The sequence below is a fragment of the Roseomonas gilardii subsp. gilardii genome, assembly GCF_023078375.1.
Lineage (GTDB): Bacteria > Pseudomonadota > Alphaproteobacteria > Acetobacterales > Acetobacteraceae > Roseomonas > Roseomonas gilardii.
In genome coordinates this window covers 2,341,989-2,366,521 of the sequence record NZ_CP095554.1, presented here as the reverse complement: position 1 = coordinate 2,366,521, position 24,533 = coordinate 2,341,989, and the positions used below count along the sequence as shown (strand labels likewise).

Here is a 24,533-nt window from a genome sequence, read left to right as displayed (position 1 = left end):
CCCTCGCCCGCCGACTTCGGCAACTCCGGTTTACACCTTTTCCGCACGCGGGACGGGCGGGCGCTGATAGGGCGCCGTCCAGCCGATGCGGCCGGTGGTGCCGCAATGGTCGCAGACCGGCGCCCAGGCTCCGTGTTCCTGCCCGCACTGGCCACAGACCCAGCGCGGCTCCGGCGCCGCGGTGGCGGCGGCACGCAGCCATTTCGCCTCTCCGGCGCGGCCGGCCGGGGTGTCCCCCTGCTCTACCCGCTCCAGATCCACCAGGGCCAGATAGGCGCGGCGATCGGCCTCGCCGCTGGCCGCCAGCGCCTCCAGTTCCGTGCGGGCCCGGCCGACCAGCGAGGCCTCCAGCGCCAGCCGGCCGAGCAGCAGGCGGCTTTCCGGGTGGGTGCGGTTCGGCTCCACCAGGGTCTCGGCCGCCCGCACCCGGGCCAGGACATCACCCTCGCCGGCCAGATAGGCACGGGCCAGGTCCGGGTGTGGGGCGGCCTTCCAGCTTTCCTCCAGCACCGCGCGCGAACGGCGGGGGGAGCCCATCTCGCGCAACTGGGCGGCATAGGCCAGGGCGGCGGGGGCGAAGCCCGGATCGGCCTGGAAGGCCCGCTTCTCCAGCTCGGCCTTGCGGGTCGGGGCCTGTTCCTCTTCCGCCGCGGCCAGAGCCAGGGCGGATTCGGAGAGGCCCGGAGCCCGCAGCGCCAGCGCCTCGCCCCAATGGTGCGTGCGCATGGCGAGCAGCGCGCGCTCCTCCCTCACCCAGGAGGCACCGGGCTGGGCCGCTTCGGCCTCGCGAGCCAGACGCTGCGCCTCGGGCCAGTCCTCCCGTTGCATCGCGGAGCGCAGCAGCCCCCGCAGGCCCAGGAAGCGGGCATCCTCGCGCTCGGCCAGGGCCTGGAAAGCGGCATTGGCCGCTTCCTCGCGCCCGCTCATGCGCTCCGCCTCGGCGGTCAGCAGCAGCGTGTGCGGCGTGTCCCCCAGCAGCCTGCGGGCGCGGCGGATCTCCATCCGCGCCTGATCGGCCGCGCCGGAGGCCAGCGCCACCAGGGCGCGGGTCACGGCGACATCGCCCTCCGCGCGGTAGCGGGCGGCGCGGCGGTCACGGATGCGCTGCGGCCAGGCACGCAGCAGGGCCCAGCCCCGCAGCAGCCCATGCAGCACCACGAAGCCGACCACGAGGATCAGCAGCAGGACCCAGAGCGGCAGGCCGATGAAGACATCGCCCACCCGCATCTCGACGGCGCCGCCCAGGTTCCGCAGATACCAGGCGAAAGCGACGCCGACCGCGAGGACGATCAGCAGCCAGATGGCGCGAAGCATCAGCCGGCGCCCCCGTTGCGGTCAGCGGAAAGGGTGCGCAGCGCGGTCTGCGCCGCCAGCAGCCCCTGGGCCTGATCCAGCCAGCCGCGCATGGCGGCCTTGGATTCGGGCGGTAACGCGTCGAGCCGTTGCAGCGCCGCGGCGAGATCCCCGGCATCCAGCGCGCGCCGCGCGGCTTCCAGATGGCCGGCGGCGGTGTCGCCCACCACCACCTGATCGCCCCGGCGCACGGTCACCAGCCCCTGGATGCGCGCCAGGGCGGAATCCATCACCCCCTGGCCCTGCGGCTCGGCGGCGGCGCGGGCGGCGCGGGCGGCGTCCTCGAAGCTCAGCCGCAGCGCGGCCTCGGTCGGCGGTGCCACCTCGGCATAGCGTTGCAGCGCGGGTGGCGGCGTGCCGGGCAGGCCGGACAGGGCCTGCTTCAGCGGCTGCCCGGCCTCCAGCGCGGACTGGATGGCCCCGCGCGCGGCCAGGAAGCCCACGCGGCGCTCGGCGCTCTCGGCCTGCTTCACCCGGGCGTCGAAACCCGCGAGGCGCTGGTCCAGCGCGGTGTTCTGCGCGTTGACGCGGCGGTCCAGCTCCTGCGTCGCGGCCTGCACCCGCTGCGCGATGCTCTGGTCCAGCGCCGCCAGCCGCGGCGCGATGGCGGCCTCGGCATCGGCGACGCGCTGGGCGATCTGCTTCTCCGCCTCGGCGATGCGCTGCGACAGGCTGCGCTCGGCCTCCGCGGCGCGGGCGGCGGCACGGTTCTCCACCTCGCCGACCCGGCCCTCGATGGCCTGGATGCGCTGGGCATTCTGCTGGCTGGCCTCGCCCGCATTCTTCTCGATGGCCGACAGCCGGGCCTCGTTGGCCTGGCGGCGCTGCTGCAGGTCGTTCTCCAGCCCGGCGAGGCTGTCGGTCAGCCGCTTGGTGCTCTCGCTGTCCCGGGTCTCGATGCCCTGCAGCCGGGCCGCGAGATCCTGAAGGGCGGCCGGGTCGCCGGCGGGGCGGGCCGCGAGCTGCTGCGCCTGCTGCTCCAGCGCCGCCATGCGGCGTTCGTCGGCCTGCATGCGCTCGGTGACGGAGGCGAGCTTCTCCTCCAGCGCCGCGATCCGGACCCGGTTGGTTTCCCCGGAATTGACGGTGCCGGAGGGTGTCAGGAACAGGAAGGCCAGGGCGCCGCCCAGCACCAGCACGCCGATCAGGATGGGCAGCACCGCCGGATCGAGTTTCCGGGGTGGCGGCGCGGGCGGAAGCGTGGAGCGTGCCGGCGGGGCGGACCCGGCGGGGCCGGAGGCCGCCTGCGGCTCCTGTGCCCCTGGGGCCGTGTCCTTGTCGGGGGAATCGCTCATGAGGGCGGCGGCTCTCCTGTTTGGCCTGCCGGACCCAACAGGGCCAACAAGGCATTCTGGTTCAGATCGGACGCGACGCGGACGGCGCGCCAGGGGAGGCCCCGGAGCGTCGTCGCGACACGCGCGCTCAACGCGAGGGCTTCGACGGTTGTTGCCGCCGCGGCCAGGCCCGCGTCCCGCATCAGTGACAGCGTAACCTCCGCGGAGCGTGGCGAGAAGAACAGGGCCGAGCCGATCTTCCCCGCCCGAAGCGCCAGCAGCGCCTCCTCCGGCAGGTGCCTTGCGGGGTGGGCGTCATAGACCACCCGGCGCCGCACGCGGAATCCCCTCCACCGCAATATTTCGGCCAGATCAAGCGCATAGCCACGCCCCGCCACCAGCAGGAGTGGTCCCTCCCTTGGCTCCAGCACGGTGGTGGCGAGATCCGCGAGGCTCCGGGCATCGCCCGTTGCCGCGTGAAGGCGGGTGGCGCCGGCCCGGCGCGCCTCCGCCGCCGTGGCCTCGCCCACGGCCAGCACCGGCAGATCGGGAAAGCGGCCCGCCAGGGCACGGGCGGCGGCGCGGCTGGTCAGCAGCAGGGCCTGGGCCGCCGGCAGCGGCACGGGGCGGGGTTCCAGCACCAGGGCAGGCGCCAGGACGGGATGCCAGCCGAGGGCGGCGACGCGGATGGCGGTCTCGGCCGCCCCGGGCTCCGGCCGCGTCACGAGGCAGCCGGGCGCCTTCCCGGCTTCCGCGGCGCCGTTCAGGTGAAGAGGTCGGCCGGGCTGTCCAGCCGCAATTCCTGCCCCAGCGCGTCGCCAAGCCGCTCGGCATCCCGGGCCTGGCCATGCACGGTGCGCTTGAGCAGGAAGGAGCCGTCCGGCCGCGCCACCAGCCCGGTCAGGCGCAACTGCCCATCCGGCAGCAGCTTGGCATGGCCGCCGATCGGGGTGCGGCAGGAACCGTCGAGCGCCGAGAGCAGCGCGCGCTCGGCCCGGGACACGGCGCGGGCCTCCGGGTTCTCGATGGCGGCGAGGAGCTGGCGCAGCTCCGTATCGCCCTCGCGCACCGTCACGCCGACGATTCCCTGGCCGGCGGCGGGCACCATGGCCTCCGGGTCCAGGATCACCATGCCCTCGGGGACGATCTCCAGCCGCTTCAGCCCCGCCAGGGCCAGCATCGTGGCATCCACCTCGCCCGCGGCGAGCTTGCCGAGGCGCGACTGGACGTTGCCGCGGATCATCGTCACCCGCAGGTCCGGCCGCGCATGCAGCACCTGGCTCTGCCGCCGCAGGCTGGCCGTGCCGAGCAGGATGCCCGCCGGCAGCGAGCCCAGCGGGTCCGTCGGATCGAGCGCGCCGCAACCGGGGCCGGGGATCAGCACGTCCCGCGCATCCTCGCGCTTCAGGGTGCAGGCGAGGACGATGCCCGGCGGCATCTCCGTCTCCAGGTCCTTGAGGCTGTGCACGGCGAAGTCGATCCGCCCGTCCAGCAGCGCCTCGTGGATCTCCTTGGCGAAAAGCCCCTTGCCCCCGATATCGGCGAGGCGCCGGTCCTGGATCTTGTCGCCCGAGGTGGCGATCACATGCTCGTCGAAAGCCTCGGCCATGCGCAGAACCGGGCAGAAATGCAGGATCTTCTGCAGGAAATGCCGCGTCTGCCACAGCGCCAGGGGCGAGCCCCGCGTGCCGACGCGCAGCGGCAGGTTCCGCCCCGCATGCGGCTGCACGCGCGGTCTGGCCTCGGAGGAGAAGACGCCGGGCTTGATCCCGGGTGCTGCGGGGTGGGCAGGAAGCATCGGCGCGTCATAGAACCGCCCTGCCCTCCGTGGAAGCGGGCTTGTTGCGGGTGTGACTGGGACAGAATGTCCCACACCCTCCCACGGGCCGGGGCTGGTGGCTGAGGAAGGCGGAAGGCGGGCGAGGCCCGCGCCGGCCGAGAGGATGGCATGATGGAACTCAAGGGGCCTGTCCTGGGCCTGGAGAGCAGTTGCGACGAGACGGCGGCGGCCCTGCTGGCCCCGGACGGGCGCGTGCTGGCGGAGGCACTGCTGAGCCAGGTGGCGGAGCATGCGCGCTTCGGCGGCGTGGTGCCGGAGGTCGCGGCGCGGGCGCATCTGCACCACATGCCGCGCCTCGCCGCCCAGGTCTTCGAGGAGGCCGGGATCGCCCCGTCGGAGCTGGGCGGCATCGCCGCCACCTCCGGCCCCGGGCTGATCGGCGGGCTGATCGTGGGCGCCAGCTTCGGCAAGGGCATGGCGCTGGCGCAGGACCTGCCCTTCGTGGCGGTGAACCACCTGGAGGCGCATGCGCTGACGCCGCGCCTGCCCCAGCTCGTGGAAGATGGATTGCTGCCCGAGGCGCCGGCCTTCCCCTATCTGCTGCTGCTGCTCTCCGGCGGGCATTGCCAGTGCGTGGCGGTGGAGGGGCTGGGCCGCTACCGCCGCCTCGGCTCGACCCTGGACGACGCGGTGGGCGAGGCCTTCGACAAATCCGCCAAGCTGCTCGGCCTGCCCTGGCCTGGCGGGCCGCATCTGGAACGGCTGGCGGGTTCGGGGGACCCGAAGCGCATCCCCCTGCCCCGCCCGATGCTGGGGCGGCCGGGCTGCGACTTCTCCTTCTCCGGCCTCAAGACCGCCGTGGCGCAGGCGGTAGGCCGGCTGGCCGACGAGGCCGGGAAGGCCGACATCGCCGCCGCCTTCCAGGCCAGCGTCGCCGCCGTGATGGCCGACCGCGCGCGCAACGCCCTCGGCATGATGCGCGGCGCCACGGCGCTGGTGGTGTCCGGCGGTGTGGCCGCCAATGGCGGGGTGCGGGAGGCGCTGCGCGGCGTGGCGGAACGGGCCGGGCTGCCGCTGATCGCCCCGCCCATCCGCCTCTGCACGGACAATGCGGTGATGGTGGCCTGGGCCGGGATCGAGCGGCTGCGCGCCGGCCTCACCGACCCGGTGGAACACGCGCCGCGCCCGCGCTGGCCACTGGCGGAGCTGGCGGCGGAGCAGGCCGCATGAACTACCGTCACGCCTACCATGCCGGGAACTTCGCCGATTGCGTGAAGCACGTCCTGCAGCACCACATCCTCGCCGCCCTGCGGCGCAAGCCGGCGCCCTTCCGCGTGCTCGACACCCATGCCGGGATCGGCGCCTATGACCTGCGCGAGGAAAGGGCCGAGCGCACCGGGGAATGGCGGGCCGGGATCGGGCGGCTGGAGGGGATCGCGGAGGGGCCGCTCGCCCCCTGGCTCTCCATGGTGCGGAGCTTCGGCTGGCCGCCGCTCTATCCCGGCAGCCCGGCGCTGAGCCAGGCGATGCTGCGCGAGCAGGACCGGCTGGTGCTCTGCGAGCTGCATCCGGAGGACCAGGAGGAGTTGCGGACCCGGATCGGCCGCGACCGGCGCGTGGCGGTGCATGCGCGCGATGGCTGGGAGGCCGCCACCGCCCTCACCCCCTTCCCGGAAAAGCGCGGGCTGCTGCTGATGGACCCGCCCTTCGAGCAGGAGGGCGAGTTCGGCCGCCTCGCCGACACGATCACCGCCGTCTCGGGGCGCTTCCGCGGCTGCATCCAGGCGGCCTGGTATCCGGTGAAGCACCGCGCCCCGGTGCGCGACTTCCACGACAGGCTCCGCGCCTCCGGGGTGCGGGACCTGCTGGCCTGCGAGCTCTGGCTGCGCGAACCCACCGACCCGACGCGGCTCAACGGCTGCGGGCTGGTGGTCTGCAACGGCCCCTGGGTGCCGGAGGGAAGTTTCGAGACCGTGGCCGGCGATATCCTGCGCGCCCTGCTGGAGCATCTGGGCCGGGGTGAGCTGGGCCAGGGCTGCGCCGTGACGAGGCTGAGCGATGAGTGAGGCGAACAGGTTGGCCGTGATGGGCGCCGGGGCCTGGGGCACGGCCCTGGCGCTTCAGGCGGTGCGGGCGGGCAACCGGGTGACGCTCTGGGCACGCGACCCGGACAAGGCGGCGGCGATGCGCGGGGCGCGGCGGAACCCGCGCCTGCCGGATGCGGTGCTGGAGGGGCTGGACGTGACCGCCGATGCCGCCGAGGCGCTGGCGGGGGCGAGCCTCGCCGTGCTGGCCGTGCCGATGCAGCCGCTGCGCGCCGCCGTCGCCGCCATGCCGGACCTGCCGCCGGTGGTGGCGGTGGCCAAGGGGGTGGAGAGCGCCTCGCGGCTGCTGCCGCTGGAGGTCCTGGCGGAACTGCGGCCGGGCCTGCCCACGGCCGTGCTGTCCGGGCCGAATTTCGCGCATGAGGTGGCGGCCGGCCTGCCCGCCGCCGCCGTGCTGGCCAGCAGCGATCCGGTGCTGCGCGCCGCCGCCTGCGCCCGCCTCGCCACCTCCGCCTTCCGTCTCTACGAGGGCGAGGACGTGCTCGGCGTGCAGCTCTGCGGCGCGGCCAAGAATGTCGCGGCCATCGCCGCCGGGGCCGCCATGGGAGCCGGGCTGGGCGAGAACGCCCGCGCCGCGCTGGTCACGCGCACCCTGGCCGAGATCTCCCGCCTCGTGGTGGCGCTGGGCGGGAAGGCCGAGACCGCCGCCGGGCTGTCGGGGCTGGGGGATCTGCTGCTGACCTGCACCGGGCCGAGCAGCCGCAACTTCGCCCTGGGGCATGCGCTGGGGCGCGGGCTCAGCCCGGCCAAGGCGCTGGCGGACAGCCGTGGCGTCGCGGAGGGGGCCGCCACCGCCCCTGCCCTGCTCGCCCGGGCCGAGGCGGCCGGGGTGGAGATGCCGGTCAGTGCCACCGTCGCCGCCGTGCTGGAAGGGCGGCTCAGCGTGGCCCAGGCGGTCGGGCGGCTGATGGAGCGCCCGCGCCGGAGCGAGTAGCGGTGCGCAATAAAGGGCGAACGGCTTGTACTGCGGGCCGGGCGCCCTTTATTGCGAGCCGTTCTCGCTTCCAGGAGGCCCTGCCCTTGGCCCTCGTTCCGTCCCGCCTCCGCCTCGCCTTGCCTCTGTTGCCGCTTCTGCCCTGGCTCGCTCCGGCCGCGAGCGCCCAGGAGCGGAAGGATGGCGGATGGCCACGCCGGGTCACGGATCTGGCGGGGCGCGAGGTGACGCTTCCGCGACAGCCCCAGGCGATCCTGCTGGCCGAGAACTTCCAGCTCCTGACCCTGTCGGTGCTGCTGCCCGACCCGGTCTCCCTGCTGGTCGGCATGGGCGGCGACCTGAAGCAGCACGATCAGGGCAGCGACCAGGCCTTCCGCCGCCGCTTCCCGGCGATGAGCCAGGTGCCGGAACTCACCAGCGCGGTGGGACAGGGCCTTTCGGTGGAGCGGGCGCTGGCGCTGCGGCCGGATCTGGTGATCCTCAGCACATGGCAGCTCGGTTCGGCCGAGACGCGGCAGAATGTCGAGCACCTCGCCTCCGCCGGCATTCCGGTTGTCTTCATCGACAACTTCCAGCGGCCGCTCAGCAACGGCATCCCGAGCACCCGCCTGCTGGGCCGGGCGCTGGGTTGCGAGGAACGGGCCGAGGCGGTGATCGGCTTCCAGGAGGAGCGGCTGGCGCGCATCCGCGAGCGTGTCGCCGCGCATGCCGGCCCGAGGCCAGGGGTGATCATGAATGCCTTCGCCGGGCGGCGTCCCTGCTGCTGGGTGGCGGGGAATGACGGCACGGGACAGATGCTCTCGCTGGTGGGCGTGCGGAACCTGTCCGATGGCCTGCTGCCCGGCCCGCGCGGCGGCGAGATCAACCTGGAGCAGCTTCTCGCCGTGGCGCCGGGGATCGTCGTGAACACCGGCAACCGCCATGACGAGGACCAGCAGGGCCTGCGCGTCGGCACCGGCGTCACGCTGGCCGAGGCAAGAGCCTCGCTGGAGGCGCTGATGGCCTCGCCGGAATTCGTGGCCCTGCCCGCCACGCGGGACAAGCGCGTCTATGGGTTGTGGAACCCGGTCTTCGGCAGCCCGGTCGGGATCGCCGCGCTGGAGGCGATGGCGCGCTGGCTGCGGCCCGACCTCTTCGCGGATCTCGACCCGGAGGCAACGCTGGCGGAGATCAACCGCCGCTTCGCCGCCGTACCCTTCCAGGGGACCTACTGGGTCGGCCCCGGATAGGCGGCCGGGGGACCCGGTGGCTCCCCGGCCCGCTTCTCACCAGCGATAGGAGACGTTGCCGATCACCGTGCGGCCATTGCCCCAGTAGCAGTAGTAGGTGCCGGTGCAGGAGGAGACATACTCCTTGTCGAAGAGGTTGCTCGCGTTCACCGACAGCCGGTACTGGCCGAGATCGTAGCTCACCGAGGCGTCGAACAGCGTCACCGAAGGCGAGAGGTACTGGTTGGCATCCTCGCCGTAGAGGTTGCCGATGTAGCGCACGCCGCCGCCCAGGCCGAGGCCGGCCAGCCTGGAATCCCGGTCGAAGCGGTACTTCATCCAGAGATTGGCCGTATGCGCCGGCACCAGCCCCGGACGGTTGCCCCTGGTGGTGCGCGTCGTGCCGGTGATCAGCGTGTTGCTCTTGGTGATCTCGGCATCGAGGTAGGTGTAGGAGGCGGTCAGGTCGAGGCCCTCCGCCAGGCTCGCCACCGCCTCCAGCTCCACGCCGCGCGAGCGCACCTCGCCTGTCTGGATCTGGGAGGAGGTATAGACCGGATCGCGGGTGGTCACGTTGGTCTGCGTCAGCTCGAACACCGCCGCGGTGACGAAGCTGTTGCGGCCCGGCGGCTGGTATTTCACGCCGAGCTCGTACTGCTCACCCTCGGTCGGCTTGAACGGCGTGGCGCCGCGCTGGGCCGCGGTGGCGCCGATCACGGGGTCGAAGGAGGTGGTATAGCTCGCATAGGGCGAGAGGCCGAAGTCGAAGAGGTACATCACCGCGATCCGCCCGGTCAGCGCATCGTCGTTGGAACGCGTGCGCACCCCGGTGCGGCGGGCGGTCTGGCTGGTGGTGGACCAGTCCTGCCGCAGCCCGCCGGTGATCAGCAGCCGGTCGAGCCGGACCTGGTCCTGCAGGTAGATGCCGTGCTGGCCGTAGTCGTCGTTGCGGTCGGTCTTCGCGCCCGTGCCGAGGCGCGGGTCGGGAACCGCAGCGCCGTAGTTACGGGCGAAGATGTCGAGCGACGGGACAGTCCCGGTCTGGCCGAAATTGGCCTGGTAGCGCCCCCAGTACTGCCGGAAGTCGTAGCCGGCGAGGACCGTGTGCCGCAACGGCCCGGTGTCGAAGCGCGCCTCGACGCTGTTGTCGAGGTTGACCGTGTCGGAGCTTTCCCGCTGCAGCAGGCTGCCGCGCGTCAGGCGCCGCTGGTCGGCCGAGAGGCCGCTGACATACATGGTTTCGTAAGCCACGCGGTTGTGCATGTAGCGGGCGTTCTGCCGCACGCTCCAGACATCGTCGAAGCGGTGTTCGAAGTTCCAGCCGATGCTGGTGGTGGTGATGTCGGAGTTGTTGAAGCCCGGCTCGCCAGCGAACCAGTTGCGCTTGATCTGGCCGTTGCGGTTCGGCAGCAGCGTGCCCACGGCCGGCAGGCCGATGGGCGAGCCGCCCTGGTCGTACTGGAATCGCCCGAGCAGGGTCAGCACCGTATCCGCGCTGGGCCGCCAGGTGATGGCGGGGGCGATGAAGTACCGGTCGTCATCGACGTGATCGACCTGGGTCCCGCTCTGCCGCACCAGCCCGGTCAGCCGGTAGAGGAACTGCCCGTCCTGGGTCAGCGGCCCGCCCAGGTCGAAGCTGCCCTGGTAGCGGTCATAGGAGCCAGCCTGCAGGTTCACCTCGCCGAAGGGGCGTTCGGTGGGGCGCTTGCTGATCATGTTGATCATGCCGCCCGGCGGCGTCTGGCCGTAGAGCACCGAGTTGGGGCCGCGGATCACCTCGATCCGCTCCAGCCCGTACTGCTCGATCGAGGTCGGTCCGAATTGCCGCAGTAGGCGCAGCCCGTCGAGGAACTGGCTCGACCGCGCGTCGAAGCCACGCAGGCGGAAGCTGTCGAAGCGCGTGTCGTTGCCGGAGAAGCCGGTGGCGAGGCCCGGCACATAGGCCAGCGCCTCCTCCACATTGCGCACCGCGCGGTCGTCCATCTGGTCGCGGGTGACGACGGTGACGGATTGCGGCGTTTCGATCAGCGGCGTGTCGGTCTTGGTGGCGGAGGCGCTCTGTGTCGCGACATAGCCCTGCACCGGCCCGGTGGAGGTCCGTTGCTGCCCCTGCACCTGGACTTCAGGCAGCTGCACCATGCCATCCTGGGCCATGGCGGCCCGGGGGGCCAGCGCCAGCGGCATGGCCAGCAGCGCAAGGTTTATCAGCCCCGGGGCGCCGGAGCGCTTCGGTGCGGTGGTCAATTCCAGTCTCCGGCGGATTTTCTGCCGGGTTCTTATTCAGAAGAATTCTCAATCTCAATACGCATGATGCGGAATGTTTCAGTGCATGTCCTTTTGGCAACATGTGCAGGTCGCCGGACAGGGAGAGCGCTGCCCTGGAGCACGATCCGCGCAGGCGGTATCGCCGAAGCGGTGAATCATGCTCTCAAACAAAGGGGTAGATCCTGATCCGCGCTTCCATGAGCGCGAATCAGGGTCTATCGCCTTCCCGGGGCCGCGACGGGTCCTCCCTCCCGCACGGGAGGAACAGGCATCCACCGCCCCGTGACCATCCCCCCGAGCCATCGGGCGCGATAGGGCCGGAACGGCGCGAGCGCCGCGTCCAGGGCTGGGTCGGGCCGCGCCTGGGCACGGATCTCCAGGCCCGCGCCGTCGGAAAGCGGCGGCTTCCCGTGCAGCCAGGGATCGGACTGCGCCACGCCGGCCAGGGCCTCGATCCGCGACGGGTCCTGCGTCGCGGCCAGGACGAAACCGGTCAGGCGCTCCAGCGCCACCTGATCCCCGGGCGGCAGGACCACGCCATTGGCGGCGGCGAGGCGTTCCAGCGCCGCGATCGGCTCCAGGGCGAAGAGGTGGTAGTGCAGGGCCAGGGCGCCGCGGGCGAGTTCCTGCGGCAGCGCCCCCTCCCCCGTCACCTGGGCGAGCTGCGCGTGCAGCCGCGCCAGGCCCCAGTCGAAATGCGCCCGGCTGTCGCTGGCGATGCCGGCCGCCGCCACGGCCAGCCCCGCCCAGGCAGCGTGGTTGTTGCGCACATCGCTGATCAGCGCCCGCGATTCCCGGTCGTAGCGCGGCTGGATGGCCGTCGCGACCTCCCGCATCCAGCGGCCGACGCGGCCGACCGAAACCGGCTCCAGCCCCGCCGTGTCACGGATCTGCAGGAAGGCGAGCCCGGCCCCGGCCAGGGCCCAGACGCGGTGATAGGCACCCTGCTGGTTCACCGCCCCCAGCATGGCGCCGGACTTGGCCCAGTCGTCGAGCAGGGACAGGGCGCAGGCGGCAGCCCCCGCCTCCCCGCCCCGGGCGCGTTCCACGGCGGCCTGCACCGCGTCCAGCCAGACATCCAGCCGCTTCTGCACGGCGGCATCGGCGGCCAGCCGCTCCGGATCGGGGCGGGAGAAGGCCGGGTCGGCGTAGAAGGACACGCCCTCGATGTTACGCATCGCCTCCGGGGGCGCGGGGCAGTCCGCCGCCGGCCCTGTCGCGGGCGGCAAGGGCGCGAAGGGCGTCCGCAGCGGTTCCGCCGCCCCGGCGCCCGCCGACAGGAGCAGCAGGGCCAGCCCGGCCATGGCAAGCCGGGGCTTCCGAGCCGGGGCCGCCATCGCCCCGCCCCGTGCCATGGTCGGTGCCGTCACGCCTCGTTGCTGAACAGCGGCAGTGCGGCCTGGCTTTCCTTCAGCCGCTTCGGCCGGTCCCGCTCCGCCCGCAGGCGCAGCAGCTCACCCAGCAGCCGGTCCATGGTGACCCAGACGGGCTCGTCGCCCTTGCGCTCCTTCATCACCAGGCGGTGCGCGTCCAGCGTGACGTTCAGCGTGCCCCGCGTGGTCTCGGGGCGCGGCATGCGCATCTGCACCAGCGCCTTCTCGACCTCCTCCAGCGGCACGTTCAGCGCCTTGGCGATCTGTTCGGGCTCATGGCCCTGGCGGCGCAACTGGCGCGCCTTGTCCCGCTGCTTCGGCTCCAAGGCGATCGATGGGCGCAGGGCGGCGGTGCGCCGGGAAATCTCGCCGGCGCCGGCGCCGGGCGGCTTGCCCTTGAAGGTCGGCATGACCGTGGTTTCTCCTTGGCCTTCCGAATGAACCGGCTGGCGACGGGATTCAAGGGACTCATGCGCCCCACCTGTGGCACCCCTGTGCGGCGTGGCCGGCCTCAGTCGCTCCGCAGGGCGGCGCCGGCCGCCAGCGGTGCCAGCGGCGCCGCCAGCGCCGCGAGGGCGGCCAGGAGCAGCAGATAAGGGCGTGGCGACAGGCCGGCGGTGGTGGCCTCGATGGCGGCGGCGGCAAAGATGGCCACCGGCACGGACAGGGGCAGCACCAGCACGGGCAGCAGGGCCGCGCCGCGCCGCGCGCCCAGCGTCAGCGCCGCGCCGAGGGTGCCGAGCAGCGACAGCACCACGCCGGCCAGGGCCAGGGCGGCACAGGCGGTGGGCCAGGCCGCGGGGTCGAGGTTCAGCATGGCGCCGGCCAGCGGCACCGCCATCACCAGTGGCAGGCCCGTGGTCAGCCAGTGGCCGGCGGCCTTGGCCAGGGCCAGGGCGGCCGGCGAAAGGCCGGACAGGAGCAGCAGGTCGAGCGACCCATCCTCCGCCTCCGCGCCGAAGAGCCGGTCCAGCGGCAGCAGGGCGGCCAGCAGCCCGGCCGCCACCAGCGCGCCGGGCGCGAGGCGCGCCAGAGCCTCCGGACTTGGGCCCACGCCGAAGGGAAAGAGAGAGCAGACCACGAGGAAGAACAGCATTGCGGCCAGTGCATCGCCTGGGTGGCGAACCGCGAGGCGCAGTTCCCGCGACAGCACGGCGAGCCAGGGCTTCACAGCCTTTCTCCCGCATCCGCGCGGCGCCTCACAGCGTGATCTCCCGCATGTCCGGCAGGGGCAGCGGCAGATGCGTCGCGGCCAGCACCATGCCGCCGCCCGCCCTGTGCCGCGCCAGCAGCGGGCCGAGCCGCGCGACGGAGGCCGTGTCCAGCCCCACCGTCGGCTCGTCCAGCAGCCAGAGCGGAACGGGCGAGAGCGCCAGCCGCGCCAGGGCGAGGCGGCGCTTCTGGCCGGAGGACAGGGCACGGGCCGGCTGCTCGGCGATGGCGTTCAGCGCCAGGGCGTCCAGCGCCGCCTGCACCGACCCGCCGAGGAGGCGCGCCAGGAATTCCAGGTTCTCCCGCACGGTGAGGGAAGGCTTGGCGGCATCGAGATGCCCGACCCAGCGCAGGCGCCGGGCATGGGCGGCGGGGTGGGCGGCGATGTCGGCGCCGTCCCAGGCCACCCGCCCCCCGGCGGGGCGCAGCAGCCCGGCCAGGGCGCGAAGAAGCGAGGACTTGCCGGCACCGTTGCGACCGAGAATTACTATCGCTTCGCCAGGACTCACAGTGAAGTCCAAATCCGCGACCACGTCATGGCCCCCGCGGCGCAAATGCAGCTTTTCCGCCGTCAGCACGGCCCCCACCTTATGACTGCTTCCGTGGTCCCCCTGGACCCGCACCGGCCGCCATGCTTCAAGCCGGTTAAACGTCACCAACGTCAGGCAGGGGTTTTACGCGCCATGCGAATGATCGGGCAGGACAGTCTGAAGACCAGCCGCACTCTCTCCGTGGATGGCAAGGAATACACTTACTTCAGCCTGCCCGAAGCCGGGAAGGCGCTGAACACCGATTTCTCCCGCCTCCCCAACAGCCTGAAGGTGCTGCTGGAGAACGTCCTGCGCTTCGAGGACGGCCGCGCCTATACGGTCGAGGACGCGAAGGCCTTCACCGGCTGGCTGGAGAACGCGCATAGCGAGCGCGAGGTGCCCTTCCGCCCGACGCGCATCCTGATGCAGGATTTCACCGGCGTCCCCGCCGTGGTGGACCTCGCCGCCATGCGCGACGGCATCCTGAAGCTGGGCGGCGAGCCGCGCCGCGTGAACCCGCTGGTGCCGGTGGACTTGGTGATCGACCACTCGGTGATGGTGGATGTCGCCGGCCGCGCCGACGCGCTGCAGAAGAACGTGGACATCGAGTACGAGCGCAACGGCGAGCGCTACGAGTTCCTGCGCTGGGGCCAGGCCGCCTTCGACAACTTCCGCGTCGTGCCGCCGGGCTCGGGCATCTGCCACCAGGTGAACCTGGAGCATCTGGCGCAGGTCGTCTGGACCCGCACCGAGGCCGGCACCGCCTATGCCTATCCCGACAGCTGCTACGGCACAGACAGCCACACCACCATGGTGAACGGCCTGGGCGTGCTGGGCTGGGGCGTCGGCGGCATCGAGGCCGAGGCCGCCATGCTCGGCCAGCCGATCGCCATGCTGATCCCCGACGTGATCGGCTTCCGCCTGACCGGCAGGCTGCGGGAGGGCGTCACCGCCACCGACCTGGTGCTGACGGTCACGCAGATGCTCCGCAAGAAGGGCGTGGTCGGCAAGTTCGTCGAGTTCTTCGGCCAGGGCCTGGACCAGCTGCCGCTGGCCGACCGCGCCACCATCGGCAACATGGCCCCGGAATACGGCGCGACCTGCGGCTTCTTCCCCGTGGACAGCGTGACGCTCGACTACCTGCGCCTTTCGGGCCGCGAGGAAAGCCGCATCAAGCTGGTCGAGGCCTATGCCAAGGCCCAGGGCATGTGGCGCGAGACCAGCACGCCGGACCCGGTCTTCACCGACACGCTGGAGCTGGACCTGTCCACGGTGCAGCCCTCCATCGCCGGCCCGAAGCGCCCGCAGGACCGCGTGCTGCTCTCCGACGCCGCCCCGGCCTTCCTGCGCGAGCTGCCGGGGCTGTCCGGCAACCCGAACGCGGATGTGACGAAGCGCCACGGCGTGGCCAACGCCAACCATGACATCGCCCATGGCGACGTGGTGATCGCGGCCATCACCTCCTGCACCAACACCTCCAACCCCTATGTGCTGGTCGCCGCCGGCCTCGTGGCCCGCAAGGCGCGGGCGCTGGGCCTGCAGCCGAAGCCCTGGGTGAAGACCTCGCTCGCCCCCGGCTCCCAGGTGGTGACCGACTACCTGAACCGCGCCAAGCTGCAGGAAGACCTGGACGCCATCGGCTTCCAGACCGTCGGCTATGGCTGCACCACCTGCATCGGCAATTCCGGCCCGATCAGCGACGACATCGTCGAGGCGATCGAGGCCAACAAGCTGGTGGCGGTCTCGGTGCTCTCCGGCAACCGCAACTTCGAGGGCCGCATCCACCCGAACGTGCGGGCGAACTACCTCGCCTCCCCGCCGCTGGTGGTCGCCTATGCCCTGGCCGGTACGATCACCAAGGACATCACCAGAGAGCCGATCGCGCAGGACAAGAACGGCAAGGATGTCTTCCTGAAGGACATCTGGCCGACCCAGGCGGAGATCAACGAGATCGTCGCCCAGTCCCTGACGCGCGAGATGTTCCAGGAGCGCTACGCCCATGTCTTCGAGGGCACGGCGCAGTGGCAGGCGATCAAGATCGACGCGGACAGCGAGACCTATCGCTGGAACTCCGGCTCGACCTATGTGCAGAACCCGCCCTATTTCGAGGGCATGACGATGGAGCCCGAGGCGCGTGGCGGCATCGAGGGCGCGCGCATCCTGGCCAAGCTGGGCGATTCGATCACCACCGACCACATCTCGCCCGCCGGCTCGATCAAGAAGGCCTCGCCCGCCGGCGAGTACCTGCTGGAGCACCAGGTCCGTCAGGCGGACTTCAACAGCTACGGCGCCCGCCGCGGCAACCACGAGGTCATGATGCGGGGCACCTTCGCCAATATCCGCATCAAGAACGAGATGGTGCCGGGCATCGAGGGCGGCATCACCAAGCACCTGCCCTCCGGCGACGTGATGCCGATCTATGACGCGGCCATGCGCTACAAGAGCGAAGGCGTGCCGCTGGTGATCTTCGGCGGCAAGGAATACGGCACCGGCTCCTCCCGCGACTGGGCGGCGAAGGGCACCTTCCTGCTCGGCGTGAAGGCCGTGATCACCGAGAGCTTCGAGCGCATCCACCGCTCGAACCTCGTGGGCATGGGCGTGCTGCCGCTGATGTTCAAGAACGGCGAGACCCGGGAGAGCCTGGGCCTGACCGGCGAGGAGACCATCGACATCCTGGGGCTGGAGGAGATCAAGCCCCGCATGGATGTGACGCTGGTGATCCACCGCCCCGACGGCACCGAGCACCGCACCACCCTGCTCTGCCGCGTCGATACGGCCGATGAGGTCGAGTACTACCGCCAGGGCGGCATCCTGCACTACGTGCTGCACTCCATGGCGCAGGCACCGCAGGCGGCCTGATCGCGCTTCCGCCGGGGGGCCATTCCCCCCGGCCGCTTACGGGCGGGATGGGCAACCATCCTGCCCGGGGCCGCGTTGCCGCCCCGGCTGCCCGCGCTGGGACAGGCAGGGGGACCGGGATGACGCGCGCCGTACTCGTGATGAACAACCGTGCCGGAACGCTCGACGGCCGGCCGGAACTGCCCGGACAGATCGAAGACGCCCTGCGCGAGTCCGGCTTCGACCTCCATATCATCGCCGAGGATGCCGCCCCCGACATGGAGGGCCGTATCGAGGCCGCCGTCGCGGCCGCGCGCAGCCTGCCGGCACCGCTGGTGATCGTCGGCGGCGGTGACGGCACGGTGCGGGGCGCCGCAGGCAGGCTGGCCGGCACCGGGATCGCCCTGGGTATCCTGCCGCTCGGCACGCTCAACATCCTCGCCCGCGACCTCGGCATGCCACTCGATCCGCTGGAGGCCGCCATGGCCCTCGCCGGCGCGGAAACACGGCGGATCGATATCGGCGAGGTGAATGGCGAGGTCTTCACCTGCCAGGCCGTGCTGGGCCTGCCGAACCGCTTCGCGCGGCTGCGGCAGGCGAACCGGCGCATCCCCGGCATCGCCGCGCGGATGCGCACCATCCTCGGGACCCTGCGGGCCTTTGGCCGCCCGCCCCTGAGCCTGAACCTCGCCTGGTCCGAACAGCCGGGCGCGCCGCCGGTCCGCCGGCACGTCCGGGCCCGGGCGCTGTCCGTGGTCAACAATCCCTATGAGGAGGCGCTGGGCAGCTTCTTCCATCGCCCCCGGCTCGACACCGGGGTCCTGGCCGTGCACCGCCCGAAACGCTTCGGCCTGTTCTGGTCGCTGGTGATGCTGGTGGCCATGGGCCTCGGCCTGTGGCGGCGCACGGAGGAGGTGGACCACTTCCTCACCCCCGCCCTGACCATCGAATCGCGCCGCGTCAGCCTGCGCGTCGCCACCGATGGGGAGATCCAGATCCTGCCGACGCCCCTGCGGTTCCGCATCCACCCCCGGGCCCTGCGCGTGCTCTCCCTCGCCCCCGTGGCGGAGGCGGAGGTGACGGCGCAGAGCGAACCCCAGCCGGCATGAGGCGGATCGACCATATCTCCGACCTGCATTTCGGCCGGGTGGACGAGGCGGTGGTGGCCGGGCTGCTGGACGAGCTGAATGCCGCGCCGGCGGATCTGGTGGCGGTCTCGGGCGATCTCACCATGCGCGCCCGGCGCCGCGAATACGCCGCGGCGGCGGAGTTCCTGCACGCGCTGAAGGCGCCCTGGATCGCCGTGCCGGGCAACCACGACATTCCCTATTACGACCCCTGGGAACGCTTCACCAACCCCTATGCCCGCTGGCGCCGCTTCATCCACGAGGACATCGAGCCCGCCTGGGTGGACCAGGAGATCGCGGTGCTGGGGCTGAACACCGTCAGCCGGGGCGGCCTGCGGATGAACTGGGCCGATGGCACGGTGCATCTGGGGGGGCTGTCGCGGCTGCTGGAACGCCTCCGCGCCCTGCCCGCCGGGGCGGTGCGGATCATCGTGGCGCACCATCCCTTCCTGGCCCCGCCCTGGGCGCCGGACACGGTGCTGGCCGGGCGGGCGCGCAAGGCACTGGCCATCCTGTCCCAGGCGGGGGTGCGGCTGGTTCTCAGCGGGCACCTGCACCGCACCTACACCTCGCAATACGAGAACATCGTGGAGGAAGGGGGCGGCCTGCAGATCGTCAGCGCCGGCTCCGCCACCTCCCTCAGGCTGCGCAACGAGGTGAACACCTATAACCGCCTCACCATAGGTCCCGGGGTTGGCTCCGTGGGCATTGCCTGCGAGCCACGGGCCTGGAACGGCCAGGGCTGGGAAACGCTGGCACTGAACCGTGCGACCGAGATCACCGCCTGAGGCGCCGCGGTCATTCCTTCGCCATCATGTGCCGGATGCGTTCGGCCAGCAGTTCCATCGTGAAGGGCTTGGTCAGGAGCTGCGTGTCCATATCGGAAAGGGCCACGCCCTCCAGCGCCGCCTCGGGATAGCCCGTGATGAAGAGCACCCGCAGCCTGCCGCGCAGCTCGCGGGCCGCCAGGGCCAGATCGCGCCCGTTCATCCCGCCCGGCATGCCGATATCGGTGACGAGCAGGTCGATCGCCACGCCGCTGCGCAGGATCTCCAGGGCCGAGGCCGCATCCGCCGCGTCCAGCACGCCATAGCCCCGTTCGCGCAGCACCTCCGCCGCCAGCAGGCGCAGCGATGGTTCGTCATCGACCACCAGCACGGTACCGCCCGGCCCGGCATCGGTGGCTCCCGGCCTTCCGGCCTCGGCTGCCGCCGGTATGTCGCCCCTGTGCCGGGGGAAGAGGAGGCGCAGGGTGGTGCCCTGGCCCGGCGCGCTGTCGATGGTGACATGACCGCCGGACTGCTGCACGAAGCCATAGATCATCGACAGGCCCAGCCCCGTGCCCTGCCCGATCGGCTTGGTGGTGAAGAAGGGGTCGAAGGCACGCCGCATCACCTCCGGCGTCATACCGCTGCCGGTGTCGCGCACCGACAGCATCACCTGGTCGCCCCCGGCTTCGTCGCTGCCCGGAAGGTTGTCCACAGCGATGCCCAGCCGGCCGCCACCCGGCATGGCGTCGCGCGCATTGATGCAGAGGTTCAGCAGCGCACTCTCCATCTGGTGCGGATCGCAGAGCACGGGCCAGGATTCCGCGGGCGCGGTGACCTCGATGGTGATCTCCGGCCCGATCGTGGAGCGGATCAGCTCCTCCATCCCGGCCACCAGCCGCTGCAGCTCCACCGGCTGCGGCGTCAGGACCTGACGGCGGGAGAAGGCCAGCAGGCGCTGGGTCAGCGCGGCGGCGCGCTCCGCCCCGGTGCGCGCCAGGCCGAGGAAACGTTCCAGCTCCGAGAAGCGGCCCTTCGCCAGCCGCGCCTGCATCAGGTCGAGGCTGCCGAGCACGCCCGTCAGCATGTTGTTGAAGTCATGCGCGATGCCGCCGGTGAGCTGGCCGACCGCCTCCATCTTCTGCGACTGGGCCAGGGCGGCGGCGATGCGGCGGCGCTCGGCCTCGGCGGCCTCCAGCGCGGCGGTGCGCTGGCGCACGCGTTCCTCCAGCAGCTCCGCCATGCGCTCCGCCTCGGCGGCCTCCGCCTCCATGTGGCCACGCAGGCGGCGCTGCCAGGAACGGGCGCGCAGCGAGGTCTTCACCGCGCTGACCAGGGTGATGGCATTCAGCGGCCGCTCGATGAAGAGGACATTGCCGAGCCTGTCCGCCAGCCGGATCTCGTCCAACTGGCGCCGCGCCAGCGTGCCCATCTGGCTCAGCACGATGAAGGGCAGGTCCGACCAGGGCGGCTGGCGCGAGAGGCGTTCGGTCAGCGGCCCGAGATCGGCGTGGAACAGCAGCTCGTCCGTGACCAGCACCAGCCCGGTGGCCTCGCCGATGGCCCCGGCCAGGGCCGGCAGGGATTCGACGCGCTGGTTCCCGATCCCCTCGCTGTCCAGGAGGCGGGACAGGCCGAGCCCGTCCCGCTCGTTCGGAGCGAGGATCAGGACGATACCGGCATCCCCCGGGCTGCGATCAGGCAATGGCGGCTCCGCCGGGGCCGGCGAGGGCTGGGCGAGGCAGGGCCGCCCTCCTTCCGCGGCCGCACCCGCCGGGCGGGCTGGGCCGTCCCGGGCGGCGCGGGCGGAAGATGGCGCGGCGCAGTATCATGGCAGGGTCACGCTGGTCCGGATTGGCAACGGAATCGCCCGTCGCCGCCCATGGTGGCACAGGACCGCACCCCGCCGCACCGGCCGACGGGACGGACCTGCGGCAGCCCCCCTCTCAGCCCGCCTCGGCCAGGATGCGCGCGCCGTTGCGGACGGACGCCTCGCTGACCCGGATTCCCAGGCCCGGACCCTCCGGCACCACCACGGCGCCATCGCGGTTGGGCACGCGCTCCTCCAGCACATCCTCGGTCAGGACGTGGTGCGGCATGTAGAACTCGCAGCCCAGCGAGATGCCGGGCGTCGCCGCGATCAGTTGTGTCCCGGCGGCCAGCGCGATCCCGCCCTCCCAGAGCGTGCCGCCATAGCCCGGCAACCCGGCCGTGTCGGCGATGGCCATCATCGCCTGCGCCTTCAGCATGCCGCCGCATTTCATCAGCTTCACCGAGATGGCGTCCGCCGCGCGGCGGCGTACCACCTCCAGCAGGTCCACCGCGTCGTAGCAGCTCTCATCCGCCAGCACCGGCGTGTCCAGCGCGGCGGCGAAGCCGGCCATGGCGTCGAGATGGCGGCGCGGCACCGGCTGCTCGATGAAGGTGGGGCGGAAGCGGTCCACGTCGCGCAGCACCGTCATCGCGGCGAAGGGCTCCAGCGCCTGGTTGTAGTCGAGGCGCAGGTCCACGGCGTCGCCGAAGGCACTGCGGATCGCCTCCAGATGCGCCATGTCCTCGTGGTGCGGCTTCACGCCCGTCTTCACCTTGAAGAGCCGGTGCCCCGCCGGGACCATGGCCCGCATCCGCGCCATGTCGGCCTCGAAATCCGGATCGGCGATGGAGAAGGAAAGCGGGATCGTGTCGCGCACCCGGCCGCCCAGGAGGTCGGCGACCGAAAGTCCCTTCGCCTGGCCCAGAAGATCCAGCACCGCCATCTCGACGCCCGCCTTGGCATCGGTATGGCCGATCAGGGCGCGGTCCATCCGCGCCAGCATCTCGCGCAGCCGCAACGCCGGATGGCCGACCACATGGGCGCGCAGATAGGTGTCGAGGGCGGAGAAGGCGCCCTCCGGCGTGCCGGTGAAGACCTCCCAGGGCGCGGCCTCGCCCCAGCCGGTCAGCCCCTCGGCGGTGGACAGGGCGATCAGCACGCGCTTCACGCTGCCCTTCACCGAACCCACGCCCTGTGCGCGGGCCATCCTGATCGGGCTCTCCACCAGGAAGAGCCGCATGCGGTCGATGATCATGTCTCTGTCTGCTCAGGCCGTGATGCCAGGAGAGGGGCTTTCCGGCAGTCCCCCCTGGCGATGGAAATGCGACAGGAAGGTGCGCGTGGCGGCCTCGCGCGGGGCGTCGATCACCTGCCGCGCCGGCCCCTCCTCCACCACCACCCCGTCGCGCATGAAGACCACGCGGTCGGCGACCTCGCGGGCGAAGGCGATCTCGTGCGTCACGATCACCATGGTCATCCCCTCGGCGGCGAGGCTCTGCATCACGCCCAGCACCTCGCCGACCAGCTCGGGATCGAGCGCCGAGGTCGCCTCGTCGAAGAGCATCACCTCCGGCTCCATGGCCAGGGCACGGGCGATGGCCACGCGCTGCTTCTGCCCGCCCGAGAGGCGGGAGGGATAATAGGCCGCCCGGTCCGCCAGCCCGACCCGGGCGAGCAGCCGCTGCGCCAGCGCCTCGGCCTGCGGCTTCGCCATGCGGCGCACCGTGACCGGCCCCTCCATGACGTTCTCCAGCGCCGTCAGGTGCGGGAAAAGGTTGAACTGCTGGAAGACCATGCCGGTATTGGCGCGGAAACGGGCAAGCTCCCGCCGCCCCGGCAGGCGCTGCCCGGCCGCGAAGTCGAAGCCCTGGCCGCCGATCCGCACCCGCCCGCCATCGGGCACGACGAGCAGGTTCAGGCAGCGCAGCAGGGTGGACTTGCCGGAGCCGGAGGGGCCGATCAGCGCCACCACCTGCCCGGGCTCCACCCGGAAGTTGATGTCGCGCAGCACGGTGTTGTCGCCGAAGCTCTTGCGCAGCGCGGCGACGTCGATCTTGGGTTGGGATGCGCTCATCACGCCCTCCTCAGTCGCTGCGCGCCATGCGGCGCTCCAGGTGCTGCACCAGCAGGGTGAGCGGGAAGAGCACGGCGAAGTAGATCACCGCCACGAGGGAGTAGGTCTCCAGCGGCCGATAGGTGTCGTGCGCGATGGCCTGGCCCTGGTAGAGCAGGTCGGGCACCGCCAGCACCGAGACCAGCGAGGTGTTCTTGAACTGAATGATCGACTGGTTCATCAGCGGCGGCACCATGCGCTTGATCGCCTGCGGCAGGATGATTCGCCGCATGGACTGGCCGGGCGTCATGCCCAGCGCCTCCGCCGCCTCCCGCTGCCCCGCATCGATCGAGACGATGCCGCCGCGGATGATCTCGGCATAGAAGGCGCCGCCATAGAGCGAGAGCGCCAGCACCGCCGCCGAGGTCGCCGACATGTCGATGCCGGACAGGATGGGCAGGGCGTAGTAGAACCAGACGAGCTGCACCAGCACGGGGGTGCAGCGGAAGACCTCGATATAGGCCTGGGCGATCCAGCGGATGACCGCATAGGGCGCGAGCCGCCCCAGCCCGGCCACCAGACCCACCGCCAGCCCGATCAGCACGATGCCGACGGTGAAGGCGATGGTGACACCGAGCCCCTGCAGGAAGAGCCAGCGGTAGCCCCAGATGAAGTAGAAGTCCCACTCGTACATATGGTCTCTCTCGTGCCGCCCGCCCGGCCCGGAAGGCGGGGCGGATGGCCGGGCCGCGGCGCGGTCCGGCCCTTCCCCCAGTCCCTTCCCCTCAGCGCGGGGCGGGCGGGGGCAGGACGCCGCCGCCGGCCGGGCGCGGGACCCGGGCGGCGGGGCGGCAGCGAAGCGGGATCAGAGCGTCAGGCCCGCCGGGAAATCGGATTCCTCGACGCCGACCAGCCGCATGTTCGACACGATCGCCTGCCGCACCACGCCCAGGCCACGGTTGTAGTCGATCCAGACATTGACGAAGTCGCGCCAGGTCTTGTCCGGCTCCCGCCGGAAGCCGGCATTGGAGGTGGTGAGGAAGACCGGCTTCGGCGTGACGATCTCGCCGAGATTGGGAACCTTCTTCTTCACGGTCAGGGCCAGGATGATCACGATGCACTGGGCCTCGGCCCGGCCTGTCTGCACCGCCATGGTGGCCTCGTCCGCGGTCTTGAAACGGGAGATGGTGGCCTTCGGGCAGAGGCGTGTGACCGCGCCATCCTGCGAGGAGCCGCTGTCCACCGCGATGCGGACCTCCGGCTTGTTCAGGTCATCCCAGGTCTCGAAGGTGAAGCCCTTCTTCGTGATGAAGGAGAAGGCGTTGTTGAAGCAGGGCACCGAGAAATCCACCGCCAGGGCGCGGCGCGGCGTCGGGTTCAGACCGAAGAAGACGTCGAGCTTGTTGCTCTGCAGGTCAAGCACCGCATTGCCCCAGGTGGTCTCGTGCAGTTCGAGTTCCACCTCCAGCTCCTGCGCCAGGGCGCGGCCGAGATCCATGTAGAACCCCTTCCACTCCCCCGTGGCGAGGTCCTTCACATAATAGGGCGTGGCCCCCGCGACGGCACCGAAGCGCAGCTTCTTCGTGCGCTTGATCCGGTCCAGCGTCGGCTCGCCGCTCTCGGCCGGGGGCGTCTGCGCCGCGGCGGAAGGGACCCCCAGCGAGGCACCGATCCCGGACCCCGCCGCGAGCGCCGCAAAGCCGCCGGTCCTGGCCATCAGGCGTCGTGAGATCATGGTCAAACTTCCCTTTCCTCAGGCGGCCCCTCCCCAGGGCAGGCGCCAGTCACGCATCGGTTATCCGCCCGGAGCCCGGCCTCCGCCAGCCCGTTCCCGCGACGAAAGCAGACCCAAAGGCGGCATCCGCGCATGGCGGCCGGCAGGGGCGCCGGGTGGGGAACCG

Annotated in this window: 21 protein-coding genes; 7 read left to right on the top strand and 14 right to left on the bottom strand. The window is 71.7% G+C overall.

Annotated elements, in window-relative coordinates; genetic code table 11:
- Positions 1-30 precede the first annotated feature (30 nt).
- The 4 genes from MVG78_RS21545 to hemC are packed head-to-tail and all read right to left on the bottom strand — an operon-like array spanning position 31 to position 4,425.
- Positions 31-1,314: a heme biosynthesis HemY N-terminal domain-containing protein gene (locus MVG78_RS21545; RefSeq protein WP_282615007.1), complete on the bottom strand. Its 1,284-nt coding sequence runs from the start codon at positions 1,312-1,314 to the stop codon at positions 31-33.
- Positions 1,314-2,648 (bottom strand): mitofilin family membrane protein, encoded by a 1,335-nt coding sequence (locus MVG78_RS10620; protein ID WP_247551325.1) that lies wholly within the window; start codon positions 2,646-2,648, stop codon positions 1,314-1,316. The genes MVG78_RS21545 and MVG78_RS10620 overlap by 1 nt, the downstream gene beginning before the upstream one ends.
- Positions 2,645-3,352: a uroporphyrinogen-III synthase gene (locus MVG78_RS10615; RefSeq protein ID WP_247551323.1), complete on the bottom strand. Its 708-nt coding sequence runs from the start codon at positions 3,350-3,352 to the stop codon at positions 2,645-2,647. Before MVG78_RS10615 ends, MVG78_RS10620 begins: the two co-directional genes overlap by 4 nt.
- A gap of 38 nt (positions 3,353-3,390) precedes the next feature.
- Entirely contained in the window at positions 3,391-4,425 is a 1,035-nt protein-coding gene (gene hemC, locus MVG78_RS10610) for a hydroxymethylbilane synthase (RefSeq protein WP_247551321.1), read from the bottom strand.
- 153 nt (positions 4,426-4,578) lie between these two features.
- On the opposite strand from hemC, the gene tsaD reads away from it, so the two are divergent.
- From tsaD to MVG78_RS10590, 4 genes are all read left to right on the top strand, one after another.
- Positions 4,579-5,637 carry a tRNA (adenosine(37)-N6)-threonylcarbamoyltransferase complex transferase subunit TsaD gene (tsaD, locus tag MVG78_RS10605; RefSeq protein WP_247560403.1) on the top strand — a complete coding sequence of 353 codons (1,059 nt, stop codon included), beginning with the start codon at positions 4,579-4,581 and terminating at the stop codon, positions 5,635-5,637.
- Entirely contained in the window at positions 5,634-6,473 is an 840-nt protein-coding gene (locus MVG78_RS10600; RefSeq protein WP_247551319.1) for a 23S rRNA (adenine(2030)-N(6))-methyltransferase RlmJ, read from the top strand. The genes tsaD and MVG78_RS10600 overlap by 4 nt, the downstream gene beginning before the upstream one ends.
- Positions 6,466-7,446, top strand: coding sequence for an NAD(P)H-dependent glycerol-3-phosphate dehydrogenase (locus MVG78_RS10595; RefSeq protein WP_247551317.1), 981 nt, complete (start codon positions 6,466-6,468; stop codon positions 7,444-7,446). The genes MVG78_RS10600 and MVG78_RS10595 overlap by 8 nt, the downstream gene beginning before the upstream one ends.
- A gap of 86 nt (positions 7,447-7,532) precedes the next feature.
- On the top strand, positions 7,533-8,675 hold the full coding sequence (locus MVG78_RS10590) for an ABC transporter substrate-binding protein (protein WP_247551315.1): 1,143 nt from the start codon (positions 7,533-7,535) through the stop codon (positions 8,673-8,675).
- 36 nt (positions 8,676-8,711) lie between these two features.
- On the opposite strand, the gene MVG78_RS10585 is transcribed toward MVG78_RS10590, so the two are convergent.
- From MVG78_RS10585 to ccmA, 5 genes are all read right to left on the bottom strand, one after another.
- Positions 8,712-10,898: a TonB-dependent siderophore receptor gene (locus MVG78_RS10585; RefSeq protein WP_247551313.1), complete on the bottom strand. Its 2,187-nt coding sequence runs from the start codon at positions 10,896-10,898 to the stop codon at positions 8,712-8,714.
- Positions 10,899-11,134: 236 nt separating this feature from the next.
- Positions 11,135-12,223, bottom strand: a complete 1,089-nt coding sequence (locus tag MVG78_RS10580; protein WP_247551312.1) for an alginate lyase family protein — start codon at positions 12,221-12,223, stop codon at positions 11,135-11,137.
- Between the two features lie 62 nt (positions 12,224-12,285).
- Entirely contained in the window at positions 12,286-12,702 is a 417-nt protein-coding gene (locus MVG78_RS10575; RefSeq protein ID WP_247551310.1) for a hypothetical protein, read from the bottom strand.
- Positions 12,703-12,803: 101 nt separating this feature from the next.
- Complete coding sequence (ccmB, locus tag MVG78_RS10570; RefSeq protein WP_247551308.1) at positions 12,804-13,463, bottom strand: heme exporter protein CcmB; 660 nt, start codon at positions 13,461-13,463, stop codon at positions 12,804-12,806.
- 28 nt (positions 13,464-13,491) lie between these two features.
- Positions 13,492-14,037 carry a heme ABC exporter ATP-binding protein CcmA gene (gene ccmA, locus MVG78_RS10565; RefSeq protein ID WP_247560402.1) on the bottom strand — a complete coding sequence of 182 codons (546 nt, stop codon included), beginning with the start codon at positions 14,035-14,037 and terminating at the stop codon, positions 13,492-13,494.
- Between the two features lie 150 nt (positions 14,038-14,187).
- Between ccmA and acnA the strand changes: the two genes are divergently transcribed.
- From acnA to MVG78_RS10550, 3 genes are all read left to right on the top strand, one after another.
- Entirely contained in the window at positions 14,188-16,893 is a 2,706-nt protein-coding gene (gene acnA, locus MVG78_RS10560; protein ID WP_247551306.1) for an aconitate hydratase AcnA, read from the top strand.
- A 119-nt stretch (positions 16,894-17,012) separates the two neighbouring features.
- Positions 17,013-17,981 carry a diacylglycerol/lipid kinase family protein gene (locus MVG78_RS10555; protein ID WP_247551304.1) on the top strand — a complete coding sequence of 323 codons (969 nt, stop codon included), beginning with the start codon at positions 17,013-17,015 and terminating at the stop codon, positions 17,979-17,981.
- Positions 17,978-18,787, top strand: a complete 810-nt coding sequence (locus MVG78_RS10550; protein WP_247551302.1) for a metallophosphoesterase family protein — start codon at positions 17,978-17,980, stop codon at positions 18,785-18,787. The genes MVG78_RS10555 and MVG78_RS10550 overlap by 4 nt, the downstream gene beginning before the upstream one ends.
- A gap of 10 nt (positions 18,788-18,797) precedes the next feature.
- Here MVG78_RS10550 and MVG78_RS10545 read toward each other — a convergent pair whose 3' ends face one another.
- The 5 genes from MVG78_RS10545 to MVG78_RS10525 all read right to left on the bottom strand — a co-directional run bounded on the left by MVG78_RS10545 (position 18,798) and on the right by MVG78_RS10525 (position 24,367).
- A complete protein-coding gene (locus MVG78_RS10545) occupies positions 18,798-20,471 on the bottom strand; it encodes an ATP-binding protein (RefSeq protein WP_247551300.1) in 1,674 nt (557 codons plus the stop codon).
- A 241-nt stretch (positions 20,472-20,712) separates the two neighbouring features.
- Entirely contained in the window at positions 20,713-21,834 is a 1,122-nt protein-coding gene (locus MVG78_RS10540) for an enolase C-terminal domain-like protein (RefSeq protein ID WP_247551298.1), read from the bottom strand.
- A 12-nt stretch (positions 21,835-21,846) separates the two neighbouring features.
- On the bottom strand, positions 21,847-22,653 hold the full coding sequence (locus MVG78_RS10535) for an amino acid ABC transporter ATP-binding protein (protein ID WP_247551296.1): 807 nt from the start codon (positions 22,651-22,653) through the stop codon (positions 21,847-21,849).
- 10 nt (positions 22,654-22,663) lie between these two features.
- Positions 22,664-23,326: an amino acid ABC transporter permease gene (locus MVG78_RS10530; RefSeq protein ID WP_247551294.1), complete on the bottom strand. Its 663-nt coding sequence runs from the start codon at positions 23,324-23,326 to the stop codon at positions 22,664-22,666.
- A 171-nt stretch (positions 23,327-23,497) separates the two neighbouring features.
- Positions 23,498-24,367 (bottom strand): transporter substrate-binding domain-containing protein, encoded by an 870-nt coding sequence (locus tag MVG78_RS10525; RefSeq protein ID WP_247551292.1) that lies wholly within the window; start codon positions 24,365-24,367, stop codon positions 23,498-23,500.
- Positions 24,368-24,533 lie beyond the last annotated feature (166 nt).